General features: G+C 72.1%; 24 protein-coding genes. 19 read left to right on the top strand and 5 right to left on the bottom strand.

Features of this window, described 5'->3' with window-relative positions:
- Positions 1-3 precede the first annotated feature (3 nt).
- From trmD to H0S67_RS15635, 4 genes are all read left to right on the top strand, one after another.
- On the top strand, positions 4-1161 hold the full coding sequence (gene trmD, locus H0S67_RS15650; protein WP_180933794.1) for a tRNA (guanosine(37)-N1)-methyltransferase TrmD: 1158 nt from the start codon (positions 4-6) through the stop codon (positions 1159-1161).
- Between the two features lie 276 nt (positions 1162-1437).
- Positions 1438-1788, top strand: a complete 351-nt coding sequence (gene rplS / locus H0S67_RS15645; protein WP_180933793.1) for a 50S ribosomal protein L19 — start codon at positions 1438-1440, stop codon at positions 1786-1788.
- A 35-nt stretch (positions 1789-1823) separates the two neighbouring features.
- Positions 1824-2615, top strand: a complete 792-nt coding sequence (lepB, locus tag H0S67_RS15640) for a signal peptidase I (RefSeq protein WP_180933792.1) — start codon at positions 1824-1826, stop codon at positions 2613-2615.
- A gap of 15 nt (positions 2616-2630) precedes the next feature.
- On the top strand, positions 2631-3323 hold the full coding sequence (locus tag H0S67_RS15635) for a ribonuclease HII (RefSeq protein WP_180933791.1): 693 nt from the start codon (positions 2631-2633) through the stop codon (positions 3321-3323).
- 6 nt (positions 3324-3329) lie between these two features.
- Here the strand turns inward: H0S67_RS15635 and H0S67_RS15630 are convergent, their stop codons facing one another.
- Complete coding sequence (locus H0S67_RS15630) at positions 3330-4592, bottom strand: NAD(P)/FAD-dependent oxidoreductase (protein ID WP_219635295.1); 1263 nt, start codon at positions 4590-4592, stop codon at positions 3330-3332.
- A gap of 65 nt (positions 4593-4657) precedes the next feature.
- On the opposite strand from H0S67_RS15630, the gene H0S67_RS15625 reads away from it, so the two are divergent.
- From H0S67_RS15625 to H0S67_RS15605, 5 genes are all read left to right on the top strand, one after another.
- A complete protein-coding gene (locus tag H0S67_RS15625; protein WP_180933790.1) occupies positions 4658-4966 on the top strand; it encodes a DUF2469 domain-containing protein in 309 nt (102 codons plus the stop codon).
- Positions 4967-5102: 136 nt separating this feature from the next.
- Entirely contained in the window at positions 5103-5477 is a 375-nt protein-coding gene (locus H0S67_RS15620; protein WP_180933789.1) for a YraN family protein, read from the top strand.
- A gap of 1 nt (position 5478) precedes the next feature.
- Complete coding sequence (locus H0S67_RS15615) at positions 5479-7068, top strand: YifB family Mg chelatase-like AAA ATPase (RefSeq protein WP_180933788.1); 1590 nt, start codon at positions 5479-5481, stop codon at positions 7066-7068.
- Positions 7065-8201 carry a DNA-processing protein DprA gene (dprA, locus tag H0S67_RS15610; protein ID WP_180933787.1) on the top strand — a complete coding sequence of 379 codons (1137 nt, stop codon included), beginning with the start codon at positions 7065-7067 and terminating at the stop codon, positions 8199-8201. The genes H0S67_RS15615 and dprA overlap by 4 nt, the downstream gene beginning before the upstream one ends.
- Before the next feature lie 87 nt (positions 8202-8288).
- Positions 8289-9188, top strand: a complete 900-nt coding sequence (locus H0S67_RS15605; protein ID WP_180936962.1) for a tyrosine recombinase XerC — start codon at positions 8289-8291, stop codon at positions 9186-9188.
- A gap of 16 nt (positions 9189-9204) precedes the next feature.
- On the opposite strand, the gene H0S67_RS15600 is transcribed toward H0S67_RS15605, so the two are convergent.
- Positions 9205-9834, bottom strand: a complete 630-nt coding sequence (locus H0S67_RS15600) for a M23 family metallopeptidase (protein ID WP_180933786.1) — start codon at positions 9832-9834, stop codon at positions 9205-9207.
- Positions 9835-10232: 398 nt separating this feature from the next.
- On the opposite strand from H0S67_RS15600, the gene rpsB reads away from it, so the two are divergent.
- From rpsB to H0S67_RS15565, 8 genes are all read left to right on the top strand, one after another.
- Positions 10233-11201 carry a 30S ribosomal protein S2 gene (gene rpsB / locus H0S67_RS15595; RefSeq protein ID WP_180933785.1) on the top strand — a complete coding sequence of 323 codons (969 nt, stop codon included), beginning with the start codon at positions 10233-10235 and terminating at the stop codon, positions 11199-11201.
- A 98-nt stretch (positions 11202-11299) separates the two neighbouring features.
- Positions 11300-12112 carry a translation elongation factor Ts gene (tsf, locus tag H0S67_RS15590; protein WP_180933784.1) on the top strand — a complete coding sequence of 271 codons (813 nt, stop codon included), beginning with the start codon at positions 11300-11302 and terminating at the stop codon, positions 12110-12112.
- A gap of 191 nt (positions 12113-12303) precedes the next feature.
- Positions 12304-13452: an SPFH domain-containing protein gene (locus tag H0S67_RS15585; protein WP_180933783.1), complete on the top strand. Its 1149-nt coding sequence runs from the start codon at positions 12304-12306 to the stop codon at positions 13450-13452.
- An 11-nt stretch (positions 13453-13463) separates the two neighbouring features.
- Positions 13464-13901: a hypothetical protein gene (locus H0S67_RS23750; protein ID WP_219635294.1), complete on the top strand. Its 438-nt coding sequence runs from the start codon at positions 13464-13466 to the stop codon at positions 13899-13901.
- A 38-nt stretch (positions 13902-13939) separates the two neighbouring features.
- Entirely contained in the window at positions 13940-14587 is a 648-nt protein-coding gene (locus H0S67_RS23745; RefSeq protein ID WP_219635293.1) for a hypothetical protein, read from the top strand.
- Between the two features lie 82 nt (positions 14588-14669).
- Positions 14670-15383, top strand: coding sequence for a UMP kinase (gene pyrH / locus H0S67_RS15575; RefSeq protein WP_180933782.1), 714 nt, complete (start codon positions 14670-14672; stop codon positions 15381-15383).
- Positions 15384-15440: 57 nt separating this feature from the next.
- Positions 15441-15995 carry a ribosome recycling factor gene (gene frr, locus H0S67_RS15570; RefSeq protein ID WP_219635723.1) on the top strand — a complete coding sequence of 185 codons (555 nt, stop codon included), beginning with the start codon at positions 15441-15443 and terminating at the stop codon, positions 15993-15995.
- 23 nt (positions 15996-16018) lie between these two features.
- Positions 16019-16897, top strand: a complete 879-nt coding sequence (locus tag H0S67_RS15565) for a phosphatidate cytidylyltransferase (protein WP_180933780.1) — start codon at positions 16019-16021, stop codon at positions 16895-16897.
- 96 nt (positions 16898-16993) lie between these two features.
- On the opposite strand, the gene H0S67_RS15560 is transcribed toward H0S67_RS15565, so the two are convergent.
- Entirely contained in the window at positions 16994-17974 is a 981-nt protein-coding gene (locus H0S67_RS15560; protein ID WP_180933779.1) for a magnesium transporter CorA family protein, read from the bottom strand.
- Between the two features lie 99 nt (positions 17975-18073).
- On the opposite strand from H0S67_RS15560, the gene H0S67_RS15555 reads away from it, so the two are divergent.
- Both H0S67_RS15555 and rlmN read left to right on the top strand, forming a co-directional pair.
- Positions 18074-18451, top strand: a complete 378-nt coding sequence (locus tag H0S67_RS15555; RefSeq protein WP_180933778.1) for a hypothetical protein — start codon at positions 18074-18076, stop codon at positions 18449-18451.
- Positions 18452-18478: 27 nt separating this feature from the next.
- Positions 18479-19666: a dual-specificity RNA methyltransferase RlmN gene (gene rlmN, locus H0S67_RS15550; RefSeq protein ID WP_219635292.1), complete on the top strand. Its 1188-nt coding sequence runs from the start codon at positions 18479-18481 to the stop codon at positions 19664-19666.
- A gap of 11 nt (positions 19667-19677) precedes the next feature.
- Here the strand turns inward: rlmN and H0S67_RS15545 are convergent, their stop codons facing one another.
- Together H0S67_RS15545 and H0S67_RS15540 are read right to left on the bottom strand one after the other, a co-directional pair.
- On the bottom strand, positions 19678-21270 hold the full coding sequence (locus H0S67_RS15545) for a TIGR03767 family metallophosphoesterase (RefSeq protein WP_180933777.1): 1593 nt from the start codon (positions 21268-21270) through the stop codon (positions 19678-19680).
- Between the two features lie 97 nt (positions 21271-21367).
- Positions 21368-22387, bottom strand: coding sequence for an LOG family protein (locus tag H0S67_RS15540; protein ID WP_246354788.1), 1020 nt, complete (start codon positions 22385-22387; stop codon positions 21368-21370).
- Between the last annotated feature and the right edge of the window lie 10 nt (positions 22388-22397).

Below are 22397 nucleotides of genomic sequence, written 5' to 3'. Positions count from 1 at the left end.
GACGTGAGGATCGACGTCGTCACGATCTTCCCCGACTACCTCGCACCGCTGGAGCTCTCGCTCGCGGGCAAGGCCCGGGACAAGGGCCTGCTGGACATCCGCGTCCACGACCTGAGGGAGTGGACCCGCGACCGGCACCGCACGGTCGACGACACGCCGTACGGCGGCGGCGCGGGCATGGTGATGAAGCCGGAGCCCTGGGGCGAGGCGCTGGACGAGCTGCTCCCGTCGGACGCGGTCGGCACCACCCTGGTCGTCACGACCCCGTCGGGGCAGCCCTTCACGCAGGCGGTTGCCCGCGAGCTCGCCACCCGGGAGCGGCTGGTCTTCGCGTGCGGCCGCTACGAGGGCATCGACCAGCGGGTGCTCGACGACGCCCGCGACCGCACCGAGGTGCGCGAGATCTCGATCGGCGACTACGTGCTCAACGGGGGAGAGGTGGCCGCGCTGGCGATCACCGAGGCGGTGGTGCGCCTGATCCCGGGGTTCATGGGCAACCCCGAGTCGCTGACCGAGGAGTCCCACGAGGACGGCTTGCTGGAGTACCCCGTCTACACGAAGCCCGCCTCGTGGCGCGGGCGTGACGTCCCCCCGGTCCTGCTGTCGGGCGACCACGCCGCGATCCGGTCGTGGCGGCACGACCAGGCGGTGCGCCGGACCGCCGAGCGCCGTCCCGACCTCGCGCACCCCTCCGTGCTGCTCGACGACGTCGAGGTGCGGCTGGCCGAGCCGGCGGACGCCGGGGAGCTGTTCACCCTGCAGCGGGCCTGCTGGGTGCAGGAGGAGCAGGACAACCCGGGCGTCGAGATCCCAGCGCTGCACGAGACCCTCGACGACCTGCGGGCGTGGCTCGCCCGCGACACGGTGCTCGTGGCCCGGGCCGCCGGACGGCTGGTCGGGGCCGTGCGTGCGCAGCGCAGCGAGGACGTCTGGGGCATCGGCCGGCTGATGGTCGCCCCCGACCTGCAGGGGCGCGGCCTGGGCCGGATGCTCCTCGCGCGGATCGAGGCCGCGGCGCCGACCGGGGTGGCGTCGTACTCGCTGTTCACCGGCGCGGGCAGCCTGCGCAACCAGCGGCTCTACAAGAAGGCGGGTTACCGCCTGCGCGGTGAGGTCGAGCCCGGCGTCGTCCGCCTGACCAAGGCCGTCGGCAAGCGATAGTCCGTGACGTTTCCGTTGTGGAAGACGCGTCCTCCACAACGGTTGCGTCACGGACTACCCACCGAGGTCCGGATTTCCGGCGTACGACGCGCCTGTGGCAGACTTGCCCACCGGCCAGTCGGCCAAACAGGGACCGCCCCGAGGACTCGTCCGCACGGGGGGTCCGCGTCAGTTCCTGCCACAGGGGGGACATGGCGCCGCCGGCCACCATGACAGGCCCACAACAGAACCGTTCCCCGCACCGCGGCTGACCTGTGGCACTCGCGAGGAGAGACCATGAGCAACGTCATCACCGAGCTCGGCAACGCGATCAAGCGCGACGACATCCCGGCCTTCCGCGCCGGTGACACCGTCAAGGTGCACGTCAAGGTCGTCGAGGGCAACCGCTCCCGCGTCCAGATCTTCCAGGGCGTCGTCATCCGCGTCCAGGGCTCCGGCATCGGCCGCAGCTTCACCGTCCGCAAGGTCTCCTTCGGCGTCGGCGTCGAGCGCACCTTCCCGCTGAACTCCCCGATCTTCGAGCAGATCGAGATCGTCACCCGCGGCGACGTGCGCCGCGCGAAGCTCTACTACCTGCGCAACCTGCGCGGCAAGAAGGCCAAGATCAAGGAGCGTCGGGAGGCCTGAGCGAGACTCAGCCAACCGCTCTATACGCTCTGCGCGTGACTTCCGAAGACCGCGACTCCACGTCCGTCGCCGAACCAGACGGGGAGGGGTCGCGGTCTTCGCGTACCCGCACCAAGAAGAAGCACCTGCCGGTCTGGCAGGAGACGATCCTGCTGCTGGGCGTCGCCCTGGTGCTGGCCATCGTCATCAAGGCCCTGTTCGTGCAGGCCTTCTACATTCCCTCGGAGTCCATGGAGCCCGGGCTGGTCAAGAACGACCGGATCCTGGTCCAGAAGGTCTCCTACTGGTTCGGCGGCAGCCCGCAGCGCGGCGACGTGGTGGTCTTCAAGGACCCCGGTGACTGGCTGAGCCCCGAGGAGTCGGCCGGCCCCCAGGGCGGGCTCACCGGCCTGATGGCCAAGATCGGGCTCTACCCCTCCGGTGGGCACCTGGTGAAGCGCGTCATCGGCGTCGCCGGCGACGTCATCAAGTGCTGCGACAAGAAGGGCCGGATCTCGGTCAACGGGCAGCCCCTCAACGAGGACTCCTACGTCAAGGAGAAGGGCATCGACTGCAACGGCCCGATGATCGGCGACTGCTCGTCCGACTCGTGGACCGCAGGTCCGGTGCCCAAGGGCCACATCTTCGTGATGGGCGACAACCGTGGCCACTCGGCCGACTCGACGGTGCACATGTGTACGGCGAGGTCGACCGACTGCGTCCCGGGGGACGAGTACGTCCCCGTGGACCTGGTGGTCGGCAAGGTGTTCGTGCTGCTCTGGCCCAGTGACCACTTCCGCTGGATCCACCGGCCCAGCACCTTCGCGGACGTGCCCAACGCCTCCTGAGGCCCGCTGGTCGTCGTGAGTGCCCTGCCCCGAGGATCCACGGTCCGGCGTGACGCCGGTCTGTACGGCTACGAGCGCGCCCTGCGACGGCACGGGATCGAGCCGATCGCCGGCGTCGACGAGGCCGGCCGCGGTGCCTGCGCCGGCCCGCTGGTGGCCGGCGCGGCGATCCTGCCCGCCGGCAAGGCCGGCATCGTCCCCGGGCTGGCCGACTCCAAGCTGCTGACCGAGAAGGCCCGCGAGCGCTGCTACGAGCAGGTCGTGAAGCGGGCGCTGTCCTGGTCGGTGGTGGTGATCGGCCCGGAGGAGTGCGACCGGCTCGGGATGCACGTCGCCAACGTCGAGGCGCTCCGGCGGGCGGTGGCCCTGCTGGACCTCGCGCCGTCGTACGTCCTGACCGACGGCTTCCCGGTCGACGGGCTTGGGGTGCCCGGCCTGGCCGTGTGGAAGGGGGACCGGGTCGCCGCCTGCATCGCCGCCGCGTCCGTGCTCGCCAAGGTGACCCGGGACCGCCTCATGTGCGACCTCGACGCCGACTGGCCGGCGTACGACTTCAAGACCCACAAGGGCTACATCACCGACGTGCACGCCGCCGCGCTCGCCGAGCACGGGCCGTCACCGGTCCACCGGATGCGGTTCGTCAACGTACGCCGGGCCGCCGGGCTGGAGCCGGCCGTGCCGGGAGCCGAGGAGCCGGCCGCCGGGTGAGACGGCTCAGCCGCCGTTGAGGTGGCGCCGGACCGCGACAGCGGTGCGCGCCCCCGAGACCAGCGCTCCCTGCAGCGACGACGTGTCCCGGTGGTCACCGGCCACGAAGAGACCGTCCCCGAGGTCGACCGGCCGGCGGACCCGCAGCGGTGGCGGCACCAGCGGCAGCGCCTCCGGCACGTCGTGGCGCACCACGACCTCCCAGCCGTCCGTCGGGGTCGCGTACAGCTCGCTCAGGTGGCGGCGCACGTCGGTCTCGCCGCCACCGCCGCCACCGCCGGCAGCGTCGGGCAGCAGCGTGGTGGCCTGCGCGAGGTGCCGCCCGGGTGGGGCGTAGGAGGGCGCGGCGTTGGTCATGACCACGGTGTTGACGACCGGTCCCGCCGCGGCGCCCCGGCCGTCGACCCGCAGGAGGGTCGACCCGGTGGGCGGCCGGTCGCAGGCGAACCACCAGGTCGCCAGCCCGCGCATGGTCGGCCGGGGCAGGTCCAGCAGGCCCGCGGCGGTCGACGGGTCTGCTGCCACGACCGCGGCCCGGGCCCGCACGGTGAGCTCTTCGGCAACGACCTCCGGGCCGGTGGTGGTGGCGCGCACCTCCCGGACCCGCGTGCCGAGGCGGATCGGCCGATCCGGCCGGTCGGCCAGCTGGTCCGGCAACGCCTGCATGCCGAGTGCGGGGACACCGGGGGTGGCCCGAACGAAGCTGCGCAGCAGCAGCCGGACGAAGCTCGCCGAGGAGTCGCCGCTGCCGTCGGCCAGGACGCCCGTCAGGAACGGCTCGAGCACCTCCCGGCGCAGCCTCCCGTCCACGCGGCCGGCGTCCAGGGACGCCGCCAGGGTCTTGTCGTCGCCGGCGATCAGCCTGGGCACCGGCCCCAGCGCCGGGGCGAGCCAACGGGCCAGCCGCGCCAGCTCCGCGGGGCGGACGTAGCCGCTGCGCAGCGTCGCGGCCAGGTCCCGGGGGTGCCGCAGCGGGTCCACGACCGTGGCCGGGCCGTCGTCCGTCACGACCTCGACACCTCGGCCGAACCTCCGCAGGTCGAGGGCGTCGACGTCCACGTGGCGGCGTACGGCTGGATAGGCCGGGTTCAGCAGCTGGAAGCCGCGGTCGCAGCGGAAGCCGTCCACCACGTCGGTGCGCACCCGGCCTCCGGTGGCCTGCTCGGCCTCGAGCACCAGCACGTCGAGGCCGGCGCGGCGCAGCTCCCGCGCGCACAGCAGCCCCGAGATCCCGCCACCCACCACGACAACGTCGGCATCCTCGATCACGCGTCTACGATGCCAGTCGGGGTGGAAAAACCGCCCCGATCTGCTGCGGCGACCGAGGAGAGCTGATGAGTGCCGAGGATCTCGAGAAGTACGAGACCGAGATGGAGCTCACCCTCTACCGCGAGTACCGCGACGTCGTGTCGATCTTCAAGTACGTCGTGGAGACCGACCGGCGCTTCTACCTGTGCAACCAGGTGGACGTGAAGGCGCGCACCGAGGCCGGTGAGGTCTTCTTCGAGGTCTCGATGAGCGACGCGTGGGTGTGGGACATGTACCGCCCGGCCCGGTTCGCCAAGAACGTCAAGGTGCTCACCTTCAAGGACGTCAACGTCGAGGAGCTCAGCCCCGCCGACATCGACCCGCCGAAGGCCTGAGCGTGCCGGGCCCGGGCTGATCGGGCCACCCGCCCTGCACAGCCCGGCCTCCGGTCACCTTCGTCCACAGCCTCCGCCCCGCCACGCCCCCAGCGTCCCCGCACCCCGCGACGCTGAGGCGCAGGAGGTCACGACGATGACGGGATCGGCAACGGCGGCGAGCCGGCAGGCGCTCGGTGCGTACGGCGAGGAGCTGGCCGCGCGGCACCTGGTTGCGCAGGGGATGGCACTGCTCGACCGCAACTGGCGGTGTGAGGCAGGGGAGATCGACCTGGTCCTTCGGGAGGGGGACGTGCTGGTCGTCTGCGAGGTCAAGACCCGCAGCGGGCTGGCCTTCGGCACGCCTCACGAGGCCATCACCGACGCCAAGCTGGAGCGACTGCGCCTGCTGGCCGGGAGGTGGGCGGCGGCTCACGGAGTCAGGCCCGCCGACGTGCGCATCGACCTCGTGGCGGTGCTGCGCCCCCGGCGCGGGTCCTCGACGCTCGAGCACGTGGCGGGGGTGGGCTGACATGCCGTTCGCCACCGCGCGCACCCTCTCGCTGCACGGAGCGGTCGGCCACGTCGTCGACGTCCAGACCGACGTGTCGCCCGGCCAGGTCGGGCTGACGCTGGTCGGCCGCCCCGACGTCTCGCTCAACGAGGCCCGGGACCGATGCAGGATGGCCATCGTGAACAGCCGGCTGCAGTGGCCGGCCACCCGCCGCATCACCGTGCTGCTCTCGCCCGCCGACCTGGTCAAGCGCGGCACGCACTTCGACCTGGCGATCGCCGTCTCCGTCCTGGCGGCGGCCGCCGAGCTGCCGGCGTCGTCGCTCGAGGGCACCGTGTTCATCGGCGAGCTCACCCTCGACGGCGGGCTCCGGTCCGTGCCCGGCGTGCTGCCGATGGTGCTCGCGGCCGCGGCCCGCGGTGTCGGACGCGTCTTCGTGCCCGAGCCGCAGGCACAGGAAGCGGCGATGGTGCCGGGCATGGAGGTGATCGGGATGCGTTCGCTGGCCCAGGTGGTCGCCGAGCTGCGCGGTGAGGAGGTGCCCGAGGCGCCACCGGTGGCGCCGATGTCCGGCAGCCGGTTGCTGGCCTGGCGGGGGTCCGAGCGCCGCGAGGAGCTCGACATGTCCGACCTGTTCGGGCTGGAGGACACCCGCTACGCCGTCGAGGTCGCCGCGGCCGGCGGCCACCACCTGATGCTGTCGGGTCCGAAGGGGTCGGGCAAGACGAGCATCGCCGAGCGCATCCCCGGGATCCTGCCGGACCTGACCGCCGAGGAGTCGCTGGAGCTGACGGCCATCCACTCCCTGGCCGGAGCCCTCGAGCCGGGTGACGGGCTGCTGGTGCGACCACCCTGGTCCGCTCCCCACCACGACGCGAGCAAGGCCAGCCTGCTGGGCGGCGGCAACAACGCCGTCCGCCCCGGCGAGCTCAGCCGCGCCCACGCGGGTGTGCTCTTCCTCGATGAGTTCCCGCTGTTCCGCAGCGACGTGATCGAAGCCCTGCGGCAGCCGCTGGAGAGCGGTGAGGTGACCGTGGCCCGGCGCGACGAGTCCGTGACCCTCCCGGCCCGCGGGATGGTGGTGCTCGCGTGCAACCCCTGCCCGTGCGGCAACTACACCTCCACGCCCCAGACCAACAGGTGCCAGTGCCGGGATCCACAGCGGCGCGCCTACCGCCACAAGATCACCGGTCCCGTCGCCGACAGGGTCGACATCCTGCGGCACGTCGTCGCGGAGGACCGGGCGGGACGCAACGACAGGTTCGACCACCGGGACTCCTCCGCCGAGATCCGGGTGAGGGTCGAGACCGCGCGGCGTCGTCAGGCACTCCGGTACGCCGGCTGCAGCTGGCGCCTCAACGCTCACGCCCCGGTCCCGGTCCTCCGCGAGCGCTGGCCGCTGACCCCCGAGGCCGAGGAGTGCGTCGACGCGACCACCTGGCGCGGCGAGCTCACGCAGCGGGGCGCGGCCCGGGTCCTGCGCCTGGCCTGGACAGTGGCCGACCTCGCGGGCCTCGACCGGCCCGGACTGCCCGAGGCGCAGATGGCGCTGGCCCTGCGCCGCGGATCCCCGCTGGCCGTGCAGGCCCTGCCGAGGAGGGCCGGATGAGCGCCCCTGAGGTCGAGCGCCTGGCGCGGGCGGCGCTCTCGCGGCTCCTCGAGCCCGGCACCCTCAAGCACCTGCGCGTGGTCGACCAGCTCGGAGCGCAGGTCGTGTGCGAGGCGCTGCTGGCCGAGCGTGAGATCGACGGGCTGCGCACGGACGTGGCCGAGCGGCTCGCCGGGATCGATCCGGCGCGCGAGCTGGAGGACGCGGCGCGGAAGGGCGTGCGGTTCGTGGTCCCGGGCGACGACGAGTGGCCGGCGGGCCTGGAGGACCTCGCCGCCGCCGAGCCCGTGCAGGAGCGTGGTGGCGTGCCCGTCGGCCTGTGGGTGCGAGGGCCGCTGCGCCTCGACGAGATCGCCCGCTCGGTGGCGATGGTCGGGTCGCGGTCCGCGACGACCTACGGCACCGCCATCGCCCGCGAGCTCGCCGGCGAGGCTGCCCGCGCCGGTCAGGTGGTCGTCTCCGGGGCGGCCTTCGGGGTGGACCAGGCAGCCCACCGGGGAGCGATCGCCGCCGAGGGGCGCAGCGTGGCCGTGCTGGCCTGCGGCGCCGATCGGGTCTACCCGGAGGCACACCGTGACCTGGTCGAGCACCTGGCGCGTGAGCACGCGGTCGTCTCCGAGACGCCGCCCGCGGGCGCCCCGACGCGGTTGCGGTTCCTCTCCCGCAACCGGCTGATCGCGGCACTCACGCGCGGGACGGTCGTGGTCGAGGCGGCGGCCCGCAGCGGCGCCCTGAACACCGCCAACTGGGCGGGCCGCCTGAACCGGGTGCTGATGGGGGTGCCCGGTCCGGTGACCAGCGCGCCCTCGCAGGGCGTGCACGCCCTGATCCGCGTGGGAGCCGCCACCCTGGTCACCACCGGGGCGGAGGTGCTGGAGCTGCTCGGAGAAGCCGGGGAGCACCTCGCGGAGCCGCCGCGTGGCCGCACCCGCCCGCGCGACCGCCTCAGCGTGCGGCAGCAGCAGGTGCTCGACGCGGTCCCGGTGCGTCGCGATGCCGGCGCCGACTCGATCGCCCGGGCCTCGGGCATCGGGCTGATCGAGGTGAGCACCGCGCTGCACGCGTTGCTGCGGCAGGGGATGGTGGAGCAGTCGGAATTCGGTTGGCGGCTCGCCGCGCACGCTCACACGTGACTGAGCAGCTCGAGCCCGGCCTACACTCGAGGCGTGACGCACGAGGCGGACGAGGCGGGTGAGGCGCCAGACGCACTGCCCGAGCCGATGGCCCGGGTGCTGGGGGAGTACGAACGCCACCTCGTCTCGGAGCGAGACCTCACCGGGCACAGTGTCCGCGCCTATCTCGGCGACGTGGCGGGGCTGCTCGAGCACGCCGCTCGCCTCGGGCTCACCGAGGTGGCCGACCTGGACCTGCGCACCCTCCGCAGCTGGCTGGCCAAGCAGCAGACGATGGGTCGCTCGCGGACCACGTTGGCCCGTCGGGCCACCGCGGCGCGGGTATTCACCGCGTGGCTGGCGCGGACCGGGCGGGCATCGGTCGACGCGGGCGCGAGCCTGGCCTCGCCCAAGGCCCACCACCACCTGCCCCCGGTGCTGCGCGTGGACGAGGCCGACGAGCTGATCCGGGCCGCGGCGGAGATCGCCGACGACGGCAGCCCGGCCGGGCTGCGCGACGTGGCGATGCTCGAGCTGCTCTACGCCACCGGCATCCGGGTGGGTGAGCTGGTGGGCCTGGACATCGACGACGTCGACCGCGAGCGGTACGTCGTCCGGGTGTTCGGCAAGGGCCGCAAGGAGAGGTCGGTGCCGTTCGGGAGGCCGGCCGCCCGGGCCCTGGACTTCTGGCTCAAGCACGGGCGCCCGCTGCTCGCGGTCGACGGGTCCGGACCCGCGCTCTTCCTGGGCGTGCGCGGGCGACGGATCGACCAGCGAGCGGTGCGCACCCTGGTCCACCGGCGGATCGCCGAGGTCCCCGGTGCCCCCGACATCGGTCCCCACGGGCTGCGGCACACCGCCGCCACCCATCTCCTCGAGGGCGGCGCCGACCTGCGCTCGGTGCAGGAGCTCCTCGGCCACGCCTCGCTGGCGACGACGCAGATCTACACCCACGTCACCACCGACCGGCTGCGCCGGGCCTACCAGCAGGCCCACCCCCGCGCGTAGAAGCGGCCCGAGTGACTCAGGACGCCGGCGCAAGCAGCCGCACGAGCGGCTCCCAGCCGGCGTAGGGGAGCGCTGGCCGTCGCCAGAGCGGCGCCTGGGCACGTCCGACATCGAGGGGCTCGGTCCGCCAGAGGGGGAGCAGTCGGACCGGCCCGACGCCCACGAGGCGCAGCGGGTCGAGGTACGTGTCGCCGCGCAGCCACCCCCAGTGCAGGCAGGCGCGGGGCGGGCAGTGCGACCCCGTCGGCGTGAGGGTCCCGATCCGGGCGCCGGCCCGGACAGAGGCGCCCACCGCCACCGTGGCGTCGACCGGTTCGTAGGTGGTGCGGGTGTCCCCGTGGTCGACCACGACGACGCCACGGCCGGCGATGGTGCCCGCGAAGCGCACCACGCCCGGCAGGGCGGCGCGGACCGGCTGCCCCGGCGTGCCCAGCAGGTCGACTCCCCGGTGGCCGGAGCCCCAGGGCGAGGTCGGCGGATCGAACCCCGTGAGGACCTCGGGCGTCGGGTCGAGCGGCCACACCCCGACCGGGTCCGGCGCGGAACCGAGGGCGGTGGACGGGCCCAGGAGGGCCAGCGCCGCGCTCAGCAGCACGACCAGCACGACGACCGGGAAGCGGGTGGAGCGAGCGTGGGGTGCGGGCATGCCGGCAGCCTCCCGCCGGGCCCGGTCGGCCCGCTCGGCGTACCGTCCGGGTTGGGGAGCAACCGTGCGCCGGGAGCCCCTGTGGAGGGCGGGCGGCCCGTGAGGCCGCTGATTCGCCCGCGACCCCAGCGGTCGACTACTCTGGTCGACGCAATCCTTGTGGATTGACTTCGCACGCTCGCAGACCGCGACGGAGCCTGACTTCTGGACTCCGGCCACCCGTGGGCGAGCACCCTCAGTCCTCTCCGGCAGCGGAGCGGGTCGGGTTCTCGCGTGAGCGTCAGGGCAGCCGACACCCGTCGGGTGCAGCAACTGAAAACAACCCGGAGCGTGCTCCCGGCTCGTCCTGCTTCAAGGGCGGGCAGACGGCGACGCGCTCCCCACAACAGGAGATTCACATGGCAGTCGTGACCATGCGCCAGCTTCTCGAGAGCGGCGTGCACTTCGGACACCAGACCCGACGCTGGAACCCGAAGATGAAGCGCTTCATCATGACCGAGCGCAACGGCATCTACATCATCGACCTGCAGCAGTCGCTGGCCTACATCGACCGCTCGTACGCCTTCATCAAGGAGACCGTCGCCAAGGGCGGCACCGTGATGTTCGTGGGCACCAAGAAGCAGGCCCAGGAGGCGATCGCCGAGCAGGCGACCCGCGTCGGCATGCCCTACGTCAACCAGCGCTGGCTGGGCGGCATGCTCACCAACTTCCAGACCGTCCACCAGCGGATCAACCGCCTCAAGGAGCTCGACGAGATCGACTTCGAGGACGTGGCCGGCAGCAGCCGCACCAAGAAGGAGCTGCTGCAGATGCGCCGCGAGCGCGACAAGCTGAACAAGTCGCTCGGCGGTATCCGCGAGATGAGCCGCACCCCCTCCGCGGTGTGGATCGTCGACACCAACAAGGAGCACCTCGCCGTGGAGGAGGCGCGCAAGCTGCGCATCCCGATCATCGGCATCCTGGACTCCAACTGCGACCCCGACCTGGTCGACTTCCCGATCCCCGGCAACGACGACGCCATCCGCGCCGTCGGCCTGCTGACCCGCGTGGTCGCTGACGCCGTCGCCGAGGGCCTCATCGCCCGCTCCGGTGGCAAGGCCGGCGCCGAGACCGCCGAGCCCGGTGCCGAGGAGCCCCTGGCCGAGTGGGAGCGCGAGCTCCTGGGTGGCGACGCCGAGAAGGCCGCCGTCGAGGCGACCGGTGGCGACGCCGCCACCGACGAGACCCCCGCGTCCGAGGCCACCGGCGCCTCGACCGAGGCCGTCGAGTCGACCGAGGCCGCCGAGGCTGCCGCCCCGGCCGCCGACGAGGCTGCTGCGCCGGCCGCCGACGAGGCCGCCCCGGCCTCCGACGAGGCCAAGGCCTGACGGTTCCACGGCTCCCCGCCGTACGCCCGGCTCCCGGGTCGGCGTACGGCGGCGCCACGGACCACATCACTCACAGACACGTTTAGGGAAGAAGGACCATGGCTAACTTCTCCGCGGCCGACGTCAAGAAGCTCCGCGAGCTCACCGGCGCCGGGATGATGGACTGCAAGAAGGCGCTCGAGGAGTCCGACGGCGACTTCGAGAAGGCCGTCGAGCTGCTGCGCGTCAAGGGCGCGGCCAAGGCTGCCAAGCGCGGCGCCGAGCGCGAGGCCTCCGCCGGCCTCGTCGCCCACGCTCCGGGCGTGCTGGTCGAGCTCAAGTGCGAGACCGACTTCGTGGCCAAGGGCGAGGACTTCATCGCCGCGGCCCAGAAGATCGCGGACGCCGCGTCCGAGGCCAAGCCGGCCGACGCCGAGGCGCTCAAGGCCGTGTCCCTGGGTGCCCAGACCGTCGGTGAGGTCGTCGAGAGCCTCGCCGTGTCGATCGGCGAGAAGATCGAGCTGGGCCAGTACGCCCAGTTCGACGGCTCGGTGGTGGCGTACATGCACAAGCGTGCCGCCGACCTGCCGCCGGCCGTGGGCGTCCTCGTCCAGTACGAGGGTGACGCCGACGCCGCCCGCGCGGCGGCCATGCAGATCGCCGCGATGCGCCCGCAGTACCTCACCCGCGACGAGGTCCCGGCCGACATCGTCGCCAAGGAGCGCGAGATCGCCGAGGCCACCTCGCGCGAGGAGGGCAAGCCCGAGCAGGCGATCGCCAAGATCACCGAGGGGCGCCTCAACGGCTTCTTCAAGGACGTCGTGCTGCTCGAGCAGCCGTCGGTGACCGAGAACAAGAAGTCGGTCAAGGCCGTCCTCGACGCATCCGGCACCAGCCTGAAGCGGTTCGCCCGCTTCGAGGTCGGCGCCTGACCCCACGCGGTTCCCACGAGGGCCGGTCCCGCGAGCAGCACGCTGCTCGCCGGGCCGGCCCTCGTGCCGTTCCCGCTCCCCGAGACTGCGTCGCCCGGGAGCGCGTGGTTTGCCTCCCGGTCCGTCCGGGTCCAGTACTCTCCCCGCTGAGGTGCCCGGGGGTCGTCCCGGGACGTCACGAGGGGACATTCATGGGCTTCATGGACAAGGTGCGCGGCCAGTTCATCGACATCGTCGAGTTCCTCGACGACACCCGCGACACGCTGGTCTGGCGGTTTCCCCGCGAGGGCAACGAGATCAAGATGAACGCCCAGCTCGTGGTGCGCGAGGGGCAGGTCGCCGTCTTCGAGGACGAGGGCCAGATCGCCGACGTCTTCACGCCCGGCACCTACACCCTCGAGACGCGCAACCTCCCGATCCTCTCCGACCTCAAGGGCTGGAAGTACGGCTTCAGCTCGCCGTTCAAGGCCGAGGTCTACTTCGTCGGGATGCGGCAGTACACCGACATGAAGTGGGGCACGCAGAACCCGGTCACGGTGCGTGACGCCGAGTTCGGGGTGGTCCGGCTCCGCGCCTTCGGCACCTACTCCCTGCAGGTCGTCGACGCCGCCAAGCTGCTGCGGCAGCTCGTCGGCACCGACCCGCAGTTCCGCACCGACGAGGTGTCGGAGTTCCTGCGACAGAACATCGTCAGCCAGGTCGGTACGGCGCTGGCCGCCTCCAACCTTCCGATGCTCGACCTCGCGGCCAACCAGCAGACCATCGCGGCCACGCTCGCCGGTGCGTTGACCACCAACCTCGCCGAGCTCGGCATCAGCATCCCGCGCTTCGTCATCGAGAACATCTCCCTGCCCCCGGAGGTCGAGGCCGCCCTCGACAAGCGCACCCAGATGGGGGTGCTCGGCGATCTCGACCAGTACGCCAGGTTCCAGTCCGCCACCGCGATCGGTGACGCCGCCAACAACCCCGGGGGAGCCGGCGAGGGGCTGGGCCTCGGCGTGGGCATGGCACTCGGCCAGCAGATGGCCCAGTCGCTGGCGCACGCGGACCGGACCGGCGCACCGGCCGCCGCGCCTCCCGGGCCGCCACCGGTCCCGGGCGCCGCCGCGTCGTGGTTCCTGGCGGTCGCCGGGCAGCAGGTCGGGCCGGTCGCCGTCGCCGACCTGCCCGCGCGGGTCGCGGCGGGCGACCTGACGCCCACCACCCCGGTCTGGCAGCAGGGCATGGCCGAGTGGACGGCCGCCGCCGACGTGCCGGCCCTGGGCGGGCTGTTCGCCGCCACCCCGCCGCCGCTTCCGCCCACGCCGCCGGCCACCCCGCCGGCCCCGCCGCAGGCCTGACGACTCCCGCCATGACGGTCGAGAGCGAGTCGCCGACCCCGGGTCCGGCGCCCCTGAGCTCCACGTGTCCCAGCTGCGGGGCCCAGACGGCGTACGCGCCCGGCACCACGGTGCTGCGCTGCGGCTCCTGCGGCCGCGAGCTGGCCATCGCCGGCCCCGAGGTGGCCGTCCGCGAGCACTCCTACGACGAGTGGCAGGCCCGGAACGGTGCCGTGCGGGTCGCCGCGATCGGCGCCCAGGTCCTGCGCTGCAGCGGGTGCGGCGCGAGCACCGAGACGGTCGACCTGGCCGGCACCTGCCAGTTCTGCGGGGGTGCCCTGGTGACGGTGGAGCAGCCCGAGGGCCTGGTCGCACCGGAGGCCGTCGTGCCGTTCCACGTCGACCGCCGCGGCGCGCAGGAGGCGTTCGGCAGCTGGGTGCGCTCGCGCCGGTTCGCCCCGGCGCCCTGAAGCGGGTCGGGTCGACCGAGGGACTGGCCGGCACCTACGTGCCGCACTGGACCTTCGACGCCCACACCGAGACCGACTACGCCGGTCAGCGGGGCGAGCACTACTGGGTGACCGAGACCTACCAGGTCCCCGACGGCAAGGGCGGCACCCGCACCGAGACCCGGCAGGTGCAGCACACCCGCTGGTACCCCGCGTCGGGCCACGTCGCCCGGTCCTTCGACGACGTGCTCGTCGTGGGCACGCGCCGGCTCGACCCCGAACGGCTCGAGGACATGGGTCCGTGGCCCCTGGCCGAGGCCCGTCCGTTCCAGCCGGAGTACCTCACCGGCTACTCCGCCCTGCGCTACGACGTCGACCCCGACGAGGGGGCGAAGGACGCGCGGTCACGGATGCGCTCGGTGATCAAGGAGGACTGCCGGCGCGACATCGGCGGCGACGAGCAGCGGGTCACCGACGTGGACGTCACCTACTCCCAGGCGATGTTCAAGCTGGTGCTGCTCCCGCTGTGGATCGCCACCTATCTCTACGGCGGCAAGTCCTGGCAGGTCCTGGTCAACGCCAACACCGGGGAGGTCGTCGGCGAGCGGCCCTGGAGCGTGCCCAAGATCGTCGCGGCGGTCCTGGCCGGACTGCTGGTGTTCGGGATCGTCGTCGCGATGGTCATGGCGGGCCGGGGGAACGGGTAGCCGGCGGGACGACGCCGGGTCGGGGCCGCGCCGGTTGATCGGATAGGTTTCTGCGTGGCGATGACGACGAGGGAGGTCTCAGGTGACCGGGTACAAGCGAGTCCTGCTCAAGCTGTCCGGTGAGGTCTTCGGCGGCGGCAAGGTCGGAGTCGACCCCGACGTGGTGCAGAAGATCGCCCGCGAGATCGCGGGAGTGGCCCGGGCTGGGGTCCAGGTCGCCGTCGTGACCGGTGGCGGCAACTTCTTCCGCGGCGCCGAGCTGCAGCAGCGCGGCATGGACCGGGTGCGCGCGGACTACATGGGCATGCTCGGCATCGTCATGAACTGCCTGGCCCTCCAGGACTTCCTCGAGAAGATGGGCGTCGAGACCCGGGTCCAGACCGCCATCACCATGGGTCAGGTCGCCGAGCCCTACGTGCCCCGCCGCGCGATCCGGCACATGGAGAAGGGCCGGGTCGTGATCTTCGGCGCCGGCATGGGCATGCCCTTCTTCTCCACCGACACGGTCGCGGTGCAGCGCGCGCTGGAGAGCAAGTGCGACGTCGTCCTGGTCGCCAAGAGCGGCGTGGACGGCGTCTACACCGCCGACCCGAAGGTCGACCCGACGGCGACCAAGTTCGACGAGCTGACCTACGACGAGGCGATGAGCCGCGGCCTGCGCATCATGGACCAGACGGCGTTCGCCCTGTGCGGGGAGAACAAGCTCCCCATGGTCGTCTTCGGCATGGAGCCCGAGGGCAACATCCTGCGTGTCGTGCAGGGTGAGAAGATCGGAACACTGGTCAGCGCCGGCTGAGTGCCGACGGGCACGACCCCGGACATCGACGTACGTGACGAAACAGGAGCAGCCGTGATCAACGACATCCTCAACGAGGCCGACAGCAAGATGGACAAGTCGGTCGAGGCGACGCGCGAGGAGTTCGCGGCGATCCGGGCAGGTCGTGCGCACCCCAGCATGTTCAACAAGATCGTCGTCGACTACTACGGCTCGCCGACCCCGCTCCAGCAGCTCGCGTCGTTCACCGCCCCCGAGGCCCGCGTCATCCTCATCTCGCCCTACGACCAGGGCGCGATGAAGAACATCGAGAAGTCGATCCGCGACTCCGACCTCGGCGTGAACCCCGCCGACGACGGCAAGGTGATCCGCTGCGTGTTCCCCGAGCTCACCGAGGAGCGCCGCAAGGAGTACATCAAGGTCGCCAAGGCCAAGGCCGAGGACGGCCGCGTCGCGGTCCGCAACCTGCGTCGTACCGCCAAGCAGCACCTCGAGAAGCTCGAGAAGGACGGCGAGGTCGGCAAGGACGACGTCACCGGTGCGGAGAAGCGGCTCGACTCCATCACCAAGAAGCACACGGACACCATCGACGAGATGCTGAAGCACAAGGAAGCCGAGCTGATCGAGGTCTGACGACCTCGACCACTCCCACTTTCATGACCGAGACCTCGCCCGGCCCTGCGCCGGCGCCCTCCCCAGGCTATGGCCGCGCCGGGCGTGACCTGCCGAAGGCGATCGCTTCCGGCGTCGTCCTGCTGGCTGCCATCGTCGTCTCGCTGGTCTTCTGGAAGACGGCGTTCATGGTCATCGTCGCGGCGGCGGTCGTCGTCGCGGTGTGGGAGCTGCACCAGGGCTTCCGAGCCAAGGGGATGGACCTCCCCGAGCAGCCGCTCATGCTGGGCGGGGTCGTCATGGTCACGGTCGCCTACATCTGGGGCTCGGCCGCCCTGGTGACCGCGACCGCGGTCACCGCCCTGGTCGTGATGCTGTGGCTGCTGCGGCGGGGCATCGACGGCTACGTCATGAACTCCACCGCCTCGGTCTTCACGCTGGTCTACGTGCCGTTCCTGGGCTCGTTCGTGGCGCTGATGCTCCGCGAGGGCGGCATCGGCGGGGGTGGCCTCGACAACGCCGGAGTGCAGGGCATCATCACGTTCGTGCTGGTCACGATTGCCTCCGACATCGGCGGGTACATCGCTGGCGTGCTCTTCGGGAAGCACCCGATGGCCCCGGTGATCTCCCCCAAGAAGTCCTGGGAGGGCTTCGGCGGGTCCGTGGTCTTCTGCGTCGTGGTGGGCTGGGCGCTGGTCGTCTACCTGCTCGACGGGTCCTGGTGGGTGGGCGTCCTGCTGGGGCTGATCGCCGTCGTGATGGCCACCCTCGGCGACCTGTGCGAGTCGGTGATCAAGCGCGACCTCGGCATCAAGGACATGAGCCAGGTGATCCCCGGCCACGGCGGCCTGATGGACCGCCTCGACTCGCTGCTGGCCACGATCGCCCCGATCTGGCTGCTGCTGCACTACCTGGTCTTCTGAGGTCGATCCGGTGCCTGGCTGCCGCGGGATCGGTCGGCCGGACGGTGGCTGAGTCACGGCCCGGGCAGCAAGCACCCCGCTCCCGGCCGCGCCGCGTCACCACCAGCCCTGGCGCCTGGCCCAGCGCAGCAGCATGAGGCTGATCGCGATCATCACGCACAGGACGATCACGAGCTGGACCCAGTGGGTGTGCTGGTTGACGATGACGTTCATCCCGTAGACCGACGCGATGGCCGTGACCGGCAGGGTCACCGCGGCGATCACCGCAAGCCGCTCCATCGCGACGGTCATCTTCGTGTGGACCTTGGTCTGGTAGAGCTCGATCACCCCGAAGAGGAAGTGCGACTCCCCGTCGGCGAGGGACCGGACCCGGTCGAACTGGTCGGCGAGGTCGCGGGCGCGTACGGCGTCCGGGTCGTCGGTCATCCGCCGGATGTCGGCCATCCGCACCCAGATGTCGTGGCACTGGGCGGCCATGGTGCGCGTGGTGATCAGCTCGTGGCGGATCAGGAACATCGCCTCCAGCAGCGCCTCGGGGTCGCGGAACTGGGAGGACATCACCTGTCGCTCCAGGTCGGGGAGCTTGGCGGCGACCTCGCGGATCAGGCTGCTCTGGCGCCGCGCCACCGCCGAGGTGATCGCGTAGGAGAGCTCGGCTGGCGTCGTCGGCCGGAACCGCCCGCCCTCGATGCGGGCCAGCACCCCGTCGGTCTCCACCTGGGCACGGGACAGCTCCACGTCGGGGTTGATCGGGCCGTGCACGGTCACCAGGTAGTGGTGGGCGATGATCTGGTCGAGCTCGAGCAGGTGCACGTGGCCGACGGCTCCCAGGAACGGTGACTGGGTCGTCACGAACACGTGGTCGTCGTACCCGTGCACTGTCGGGACGTAGTTCCGCTGGCGGCACGCCTCGAGGACCAGCGGGTGCACGCCGAGACCGAGGACGACCTCCTCGCTGGCGTCGTCCCAGACCGGGACGTCGATCCAGAAGAAGCCGTCCTCGTGGGCGAACAGCTCGACGACGTCATCCGGCTCGCGCCGGTGCGCGCCGGTCGCGTCCACGAAGCGGACCTCCATGGGGACAGCGTGGACTCGTGAGACGGGTGCCACAAGACACAACCGGTCGTACGGCGGGGGTTGCTGACTCGCTGGGCCCCGTCTGCAAGGATCGTGATGATGACCAGCGAGCAGACCCACACGGACGCAGTGCCGGCGCGCCAGCCGGACTGGTGGCACCGCGACCACCCGACGTTCACCGCGCTCACCGGCTTCTTCACCGGTCTCGCCTACGTGATCGTGATCCCGGGCCTGTACTACGCGATCCTGAGCTGGCTCTTCGACGACCACACCGCGGAGGACCTCTTCCCGTTCGTGCTGGTCGCGCTGGCGGTGCCGATCGGCCTCCTGGTCGCTCCCCGCACTCGCCGGTTCGGCATCTACATGGCGATCGGCGTGGTCACCACGGCCCTGGTCGTGCTCGGGGTCGCCGCACTGGTGCTGTGGATCCTGGTCGGTCGCGAGAACGGTGCCAGCAGCGGGATTTCGCAGCTGTAGCGGACCGGATGCGATGATCGAGACCTGATGTCCGACGCCGCCACCCCGCCCAGCACCGATCCCACCTCCGCCGCAGCCGGCCCCGTCGCCGAGGAGGGGACTAAGACCCTGCCGCTCGTGTTCGACGAGCCGCGGGGCCGTCGCAAGCCTCCGCGCCATCTCGCTGACCTCGCTGCGGCCGAGCGCAAGGCGCTCCTGGAGGAGCAGGGCCTGCCCGGCTTCCGCGCCCGTCAGCTCTCGACCCACTACTTCGCCCGGCTGGTCGACGACCCCGCGCAGATGACCGACCTGCCGGCCGCGCAGCGCGACGAGCTGGTCTCGGCGCTGCTCCCGCCCCTGATGACGCCGCTGCGCACGATGGAGGCGGACCGGGGCACCACCCGCAAGACCTTGTGGAAGCTCTTCGACGGCGCGCTCGTGGAGTCGGTGCTGATGCGCTACCCCGACCGGGCCACCATGTGCGTGTCCAGCCAGGCAGGGTGCGGCATGGCCTGCCCGTTCTGCGCCACCGGCCAGGGCGGGCTCCAGCGCAACATGTCGACGGCCGAGATCGTCGAGCAGGTCGTCGCCGGCGCCCGGTCACTGGCCCGCGGTGAGGTGCCCGGCGGCCCGGGCCGCGTCTCCAACGTGGTGTTCATGGGCATGGGGGAGCCGCTGGCCAACTACAAGGCAGTCATCGGCGCCGTACGCCGCCTGACCGACCCGACGCCGGACGGCCTCGGGATGTCGGCGCGCGGGGTCACCGTCTCGACGGTCGGCCTGGTGCCCCGCATCAACCAGCTTGCCGAGGAGGGCATCCCGGTGACCCTCGCTCTGAGCCTGCACGCGCCCGACGACGAGCTGCGCAACGAGCTGGTGCCGATCAACACCCGGTTCTCGGTCGCCGAGACCGTCGAGGCCGCCTGGAACTACGCGCGGACCACCAAGCGGCGCGTCTCCATCGAGTACGCCATGATGCGCGGCATCAACGACCAGGGCTGGCGCGCCGACCTGCTGGCCGACGTGCTCGGCTCCTACGGCGACTGGGGCTGGGTGCACGTCAACCTGATCCCGCTGAACCCGACCCCGGGCTCGAAGTGGACCGCCTCCGACCCCGCGGACGAGCGGGAGTTCGTGCGCCGGCTGGAGGCGAGGGGCATCCCCACCACGGTCCGCGACACCCGGGGCCGGGAGATCGACGGAGCCTGCGGCCAGCTCGCCGCCACCGAGTCCTGACCCGCGGCGCCTCAGCGCAGGAACTGGGGCGCCCGCACGAGCAGCTCGGTGTTGCGAGCCCAGCGGGTGCCCCGCCGGTCGGTGGTCTGCTCCTGGGGGTCGTTCGCCGCGAGCAGGCGGCCCATCGCGGCCAGCTTCATCGGGCCGTCGAGCTGCGCCGCGGGGGCGAGCGGGGCGCCGTGGTCGAGCATCGTGGTGAAGATCGACAGCGTCCGGTCCCGGTTGTCGACGATCTCGACGAGCCGCGACTGCTGGGGCCAGTCGATGTGCGAGGCGGTGTTGATCTCCCAGAAGCCACCCCCGCCCTCGCGGGCGTGCGCCCGGACCTCGTTGCTGTGGGTGTGGCCGTTGACCCAGGCGATGACGGTGTCGTGGGCCAGCAGCTCGGTCACGACCGCGTCACCGAGGACCCGCGCCCCGGTCGGGCCCGCGATCGCGTTGTCCATCGTCCAGGAGGTGTGGTGGCTGGCCACCACGACCAGGCGGTCGGCGGCGTCGGCCAGCTGGGCCTGCAGCCACGCGAACTGGGTCTGGTCGAGGGACCCCTCGGCCTGGCCGTTCTCGTTGACCGTGTCGAGGACGACGAAGCGGACGAGCCCGCGGTCGAAGGTGTAGTACGCCGTCCCGTCGGACCGGTTCTGCTCGGTGAAGCCGTGCCCGACCGGCAGGCCGACGGTGGTGAAGTGCTCGGCGACCATCTCGGCGCGGCTGAGGATCCGGCGGTCCGGGTCCGGGGTGACCGACCGGACCCCCTTCGACGTCTGCTTCGCCGACCCGGTGGCCGTCGCGTTCAGGGCGACGGTGTGGGTGGCGTTGCCCTGCACCAGCTGGTCGTGGTTGCCGAGCGCCGTGAACCACTCGATGCCGAGGCCGTGCGCCTGGAACGGGCGGCGGCAGTCGTCGAGCAGGCCGGCCACCACCGGGAAGCCGTGCTTCGCGCGGTAGTCGTCGACGGGCTTGCCGGCCGGCGCGCCCCCGGGGTGCCAGAAGGCGGTGTCGTAGAAGTCCGGGTCGCCGTCCATGACGCCCTCGTACTTCGTGAGGTCGCCGGAGTCCTGACGGACCCGGCCGCCGTCGAGGAGGTCGATGTTCCAGCGGATCTCGTTGTACTGGCTGTTGTCGGAGTTGTCTCCGGTCTGGATCGCCAGGTCGAGGGGCCGGCCGGTGACCGGGCCGCGGCCCACCTCGTTGATCTCGCGCACCATCGCCTCGGCCACGTGCGACGTCAGCACCTCCTGCGGCCGGTAGGCGGCCGAGACGACGACGTCGCCGCCCTCCAGGCGCAGGGGCGACTGCGCGTCCACCACGTGCACGTCGGAGAGCTGGGCGAAGGCCAGCAGGGCGCGGCGACGGTCCTTGCGACCCGCCTTGGCCGCGGCGCCGAGGCCCGTGCGCACGACGTGGTCCTCGCCGGGAGCGTGGACGAGCGGGCGCCAGCCCTTGCGGCCGGCCGCGCCCTTCGCGACCACGCGGTCGAGCGTGCCCCGGTGGCGTGTGGCGGACCCGGCGACGGCCTGCTCGGCCAGGCCACCCAGGCTGCCGAGGGCGGCCGCGCCACCGAGTGCTGCGGCGGAGCGGAAGAGGTCACGACGGGTGAGGTTCACGAGCCGTAACCCTAGGGTTCGACGCGCTCCCGCGTGGCGACTTCGATGAGGTTCGCGGCCTCGTCGATCGTGTCGACGAGGTGGACGTGGTGCTCCATCACCCGCCCTCGCGCCAGCGACGCCAGCAGGGGCCACGCCGGCACGGTCTCGGTCCAGTAGGTCCGGCCGACCAGCACCATGGGGCGACCGACGACTCGTCGGCGTAGAAGTTCTCGCAGCCGTCCTGGAAGACCTCCTGGACCGTGCCGCCGACGCCCGGCAGGAAGACGATGCCGGCGTCGCAGACCTCGACCAGGATCGCCTCGCGGGTGGCGTTGCGGAAGTACTTCGCGATCGCGGTCGCGAACACGTTGGGCGGCTCGTGGCCGTAGTGCCAGGTCGGGATGCCGAGGGACTCGGTCCGGCCGGGCAGTCGTGCGAGGACCGCCAGTGCCGCGTCGGCCCAGGCCCCGACGGACGGGTGGTAGGACGGCACCTCGGCGAGCGCCGTCACGGCCTCGTCGTGGTCGGCGCGCGGCCGGTCGGCGAGCCGCGCGCCCAGGTTGGCGGCCTCCATGGCCCCGGGGCCGCCGCCGGTGGTGACCACGTGCGCGGCGGCGAGCAGCCGGCCGAGCCTGGCCGCTTCGGCGTACGCCGGTTCGCCGCGCTGCACCGTGTGGCCGCCCATCACCCCGACGAGGTGCCGTGGCCGCACCCACTCCACGAGCGCCTGGTCGATGGCGTGGTCGTGCAGCGCCCGGGCGAGCAGGGACTCCTGGTCGACCGGCCCCTGCGACCAGGCGTAGGCGCGCGCGTCGAGGCTGTCGGGGTAGGAAGGCGCGTCGTACAGCTCCGGTGCGGTGTAGAGCGAGGTGCGGAACGGGTCGACGGGCACGCCCCGGATGGTCGGGAAGACGGTGCCACCCCGGGCCTCGATCCGCGCCTCGTCGCCCTCCGCGAACGTGCAGCCGAGGAACGACGCCCCTGCGACGTCGCAGCGGGCGAGGTCGTCGCCCCGCCCCGACAGGTCGACCGCCTTGACCCACCAGCCCGAGAGGGTCCTGGCCCCGCGGGCCATCCGACGGTCGAACTCCGCGAGCGACTCGATCTCGACCACGCGGCCCCGGGTGTGTCTCACACCCGAAAAC

It is taken from the genome of Nocardioides ungokensis, from assembly GCF_013466985.1.
GTDB classification, from domain to species: Bacteria; Actinomycetota; Actinomycetes; order Propionibacteriales; family Nocardioidaceae; genus Nocardioides; species Nocardioides ungokensis.
Note: the sequence above shows the minus strand (reverse complement) of the source record. Positions and strands in the feature narration are given on the sequence as shown.

What these genes read in the sequence shown, in the direction of transcription:
- H0S67_RS15555 (WP_180933778.1), top strand. Translation starts at nt 18,074, where the DNA reads ATGACCAGCGAGCAGACCCACACGGACGCAGTGCCGGCGCGCCAGCCG.
- H0S67_RS15615 (WP_180933788.1), top strand. Translation starts at nt 5,479, where the DNA reads ATGCCGTTCGCCACCGCGCGCACCCTCTCGCTGCACGGAGCGGTCGGC.
- H0S67_RS15620 (WP_180933789.1), top strand. Translation starts at nt 5,103, where the DNA reads ATGACGGGATCGGCAACGGCGGCGAGCCGGCAGGCGCTCGGTGCGTAC.
- rpsB (WP_180933785.1), top strand. Translation starts at nt 10,233, where the DNA reads ATGGCAGTCGTGACCATGCGCCAGCTTCTCGAGAGCGGCGTGCACTTC.
- H0S67_RS15560 (WP_180933779.1), bottom strand. Translation starts at nt 17,974, where the DNA reads ATGGAGGTCCGCTTCGTGGACGCGACCGGCGCGCACCGGCGCGAGCCG.
- rplS (WP_180933793.1), top strand. Translation starts at nt 1,438, where the DNA reads ATGAGCAACGTCATCACCGAGCTCGGCAACGCGATCAAGCGCGACGAC.
- H0S67_RS15600 (WP_180933786.1), bottom strand. Translation starts at nt 9,834, where the DNA reads ATGCCCGCACCCCACGCTCGCTCCACCCGCTTCCCGGTCGTCGTGCTG.
- H0S67_RS15585 (WP_180933783.1), top strand. Translation starts at nt 12,304, where the DNA reads ATGGGCTTCATGGACAAGGTGCGCGGCCAGTTCATCGACATCGTCGAG.
- H0S67_RS15605 (WP_180936962.1), top strand. Translation starts at nt 8,289, where the DNA reads ATGGCCCGGGTGCTGGGGGAGTACGAACGCCACCTCGTCTCGGAGCGA.
- H0S67_RS15625 (WP_180933790.1), top strand. Translation starts at nt 4,658, where the DNA reads ATGAGTGCCGAGGATCTCGAGAAGTACGAGACCGAGATGGAGCTCACC.
- rlmN (WP_219635292.1), top strand. Translation starts at nt 18,479, where the DNA reads ATGTCCGACGCCGCCACCCCGCCCAGCACCGATCCCACCTCCGCCGCA.
- dprA (WP_180933787.1), top strand. Translation starts at nt 7,065, where the DNA reads ATGAGCGCCCCTGAGGTCGAGCGCCTGGCGCGGGCGGCGCTCTCGCGG.
- H0S67_RS15565 (WP_180933780.1), top strand. Translation starts at nt 16,019, where the DNA reads ATGACCGAGACCTCGCCCGGCCCTGCGCCGGCGCCCTCCCCAGGCTAT.
- H0S67_RS23750 (WP_219635294.1), top strand. Translation starts at nt 13,464, where the DNA reads ATGACGGTCGAGAGCGAGTCGCCGACCCCGGGTCCGGCGCCCCTGAGC.
- tsf (WP_180933784.1), top strand. Translation starts at nt 11,300, where the DNA reads ATGGCTAACTTCTCCGCGGCCGACGTCAAGAAGCTCCGCGAGCTCACC.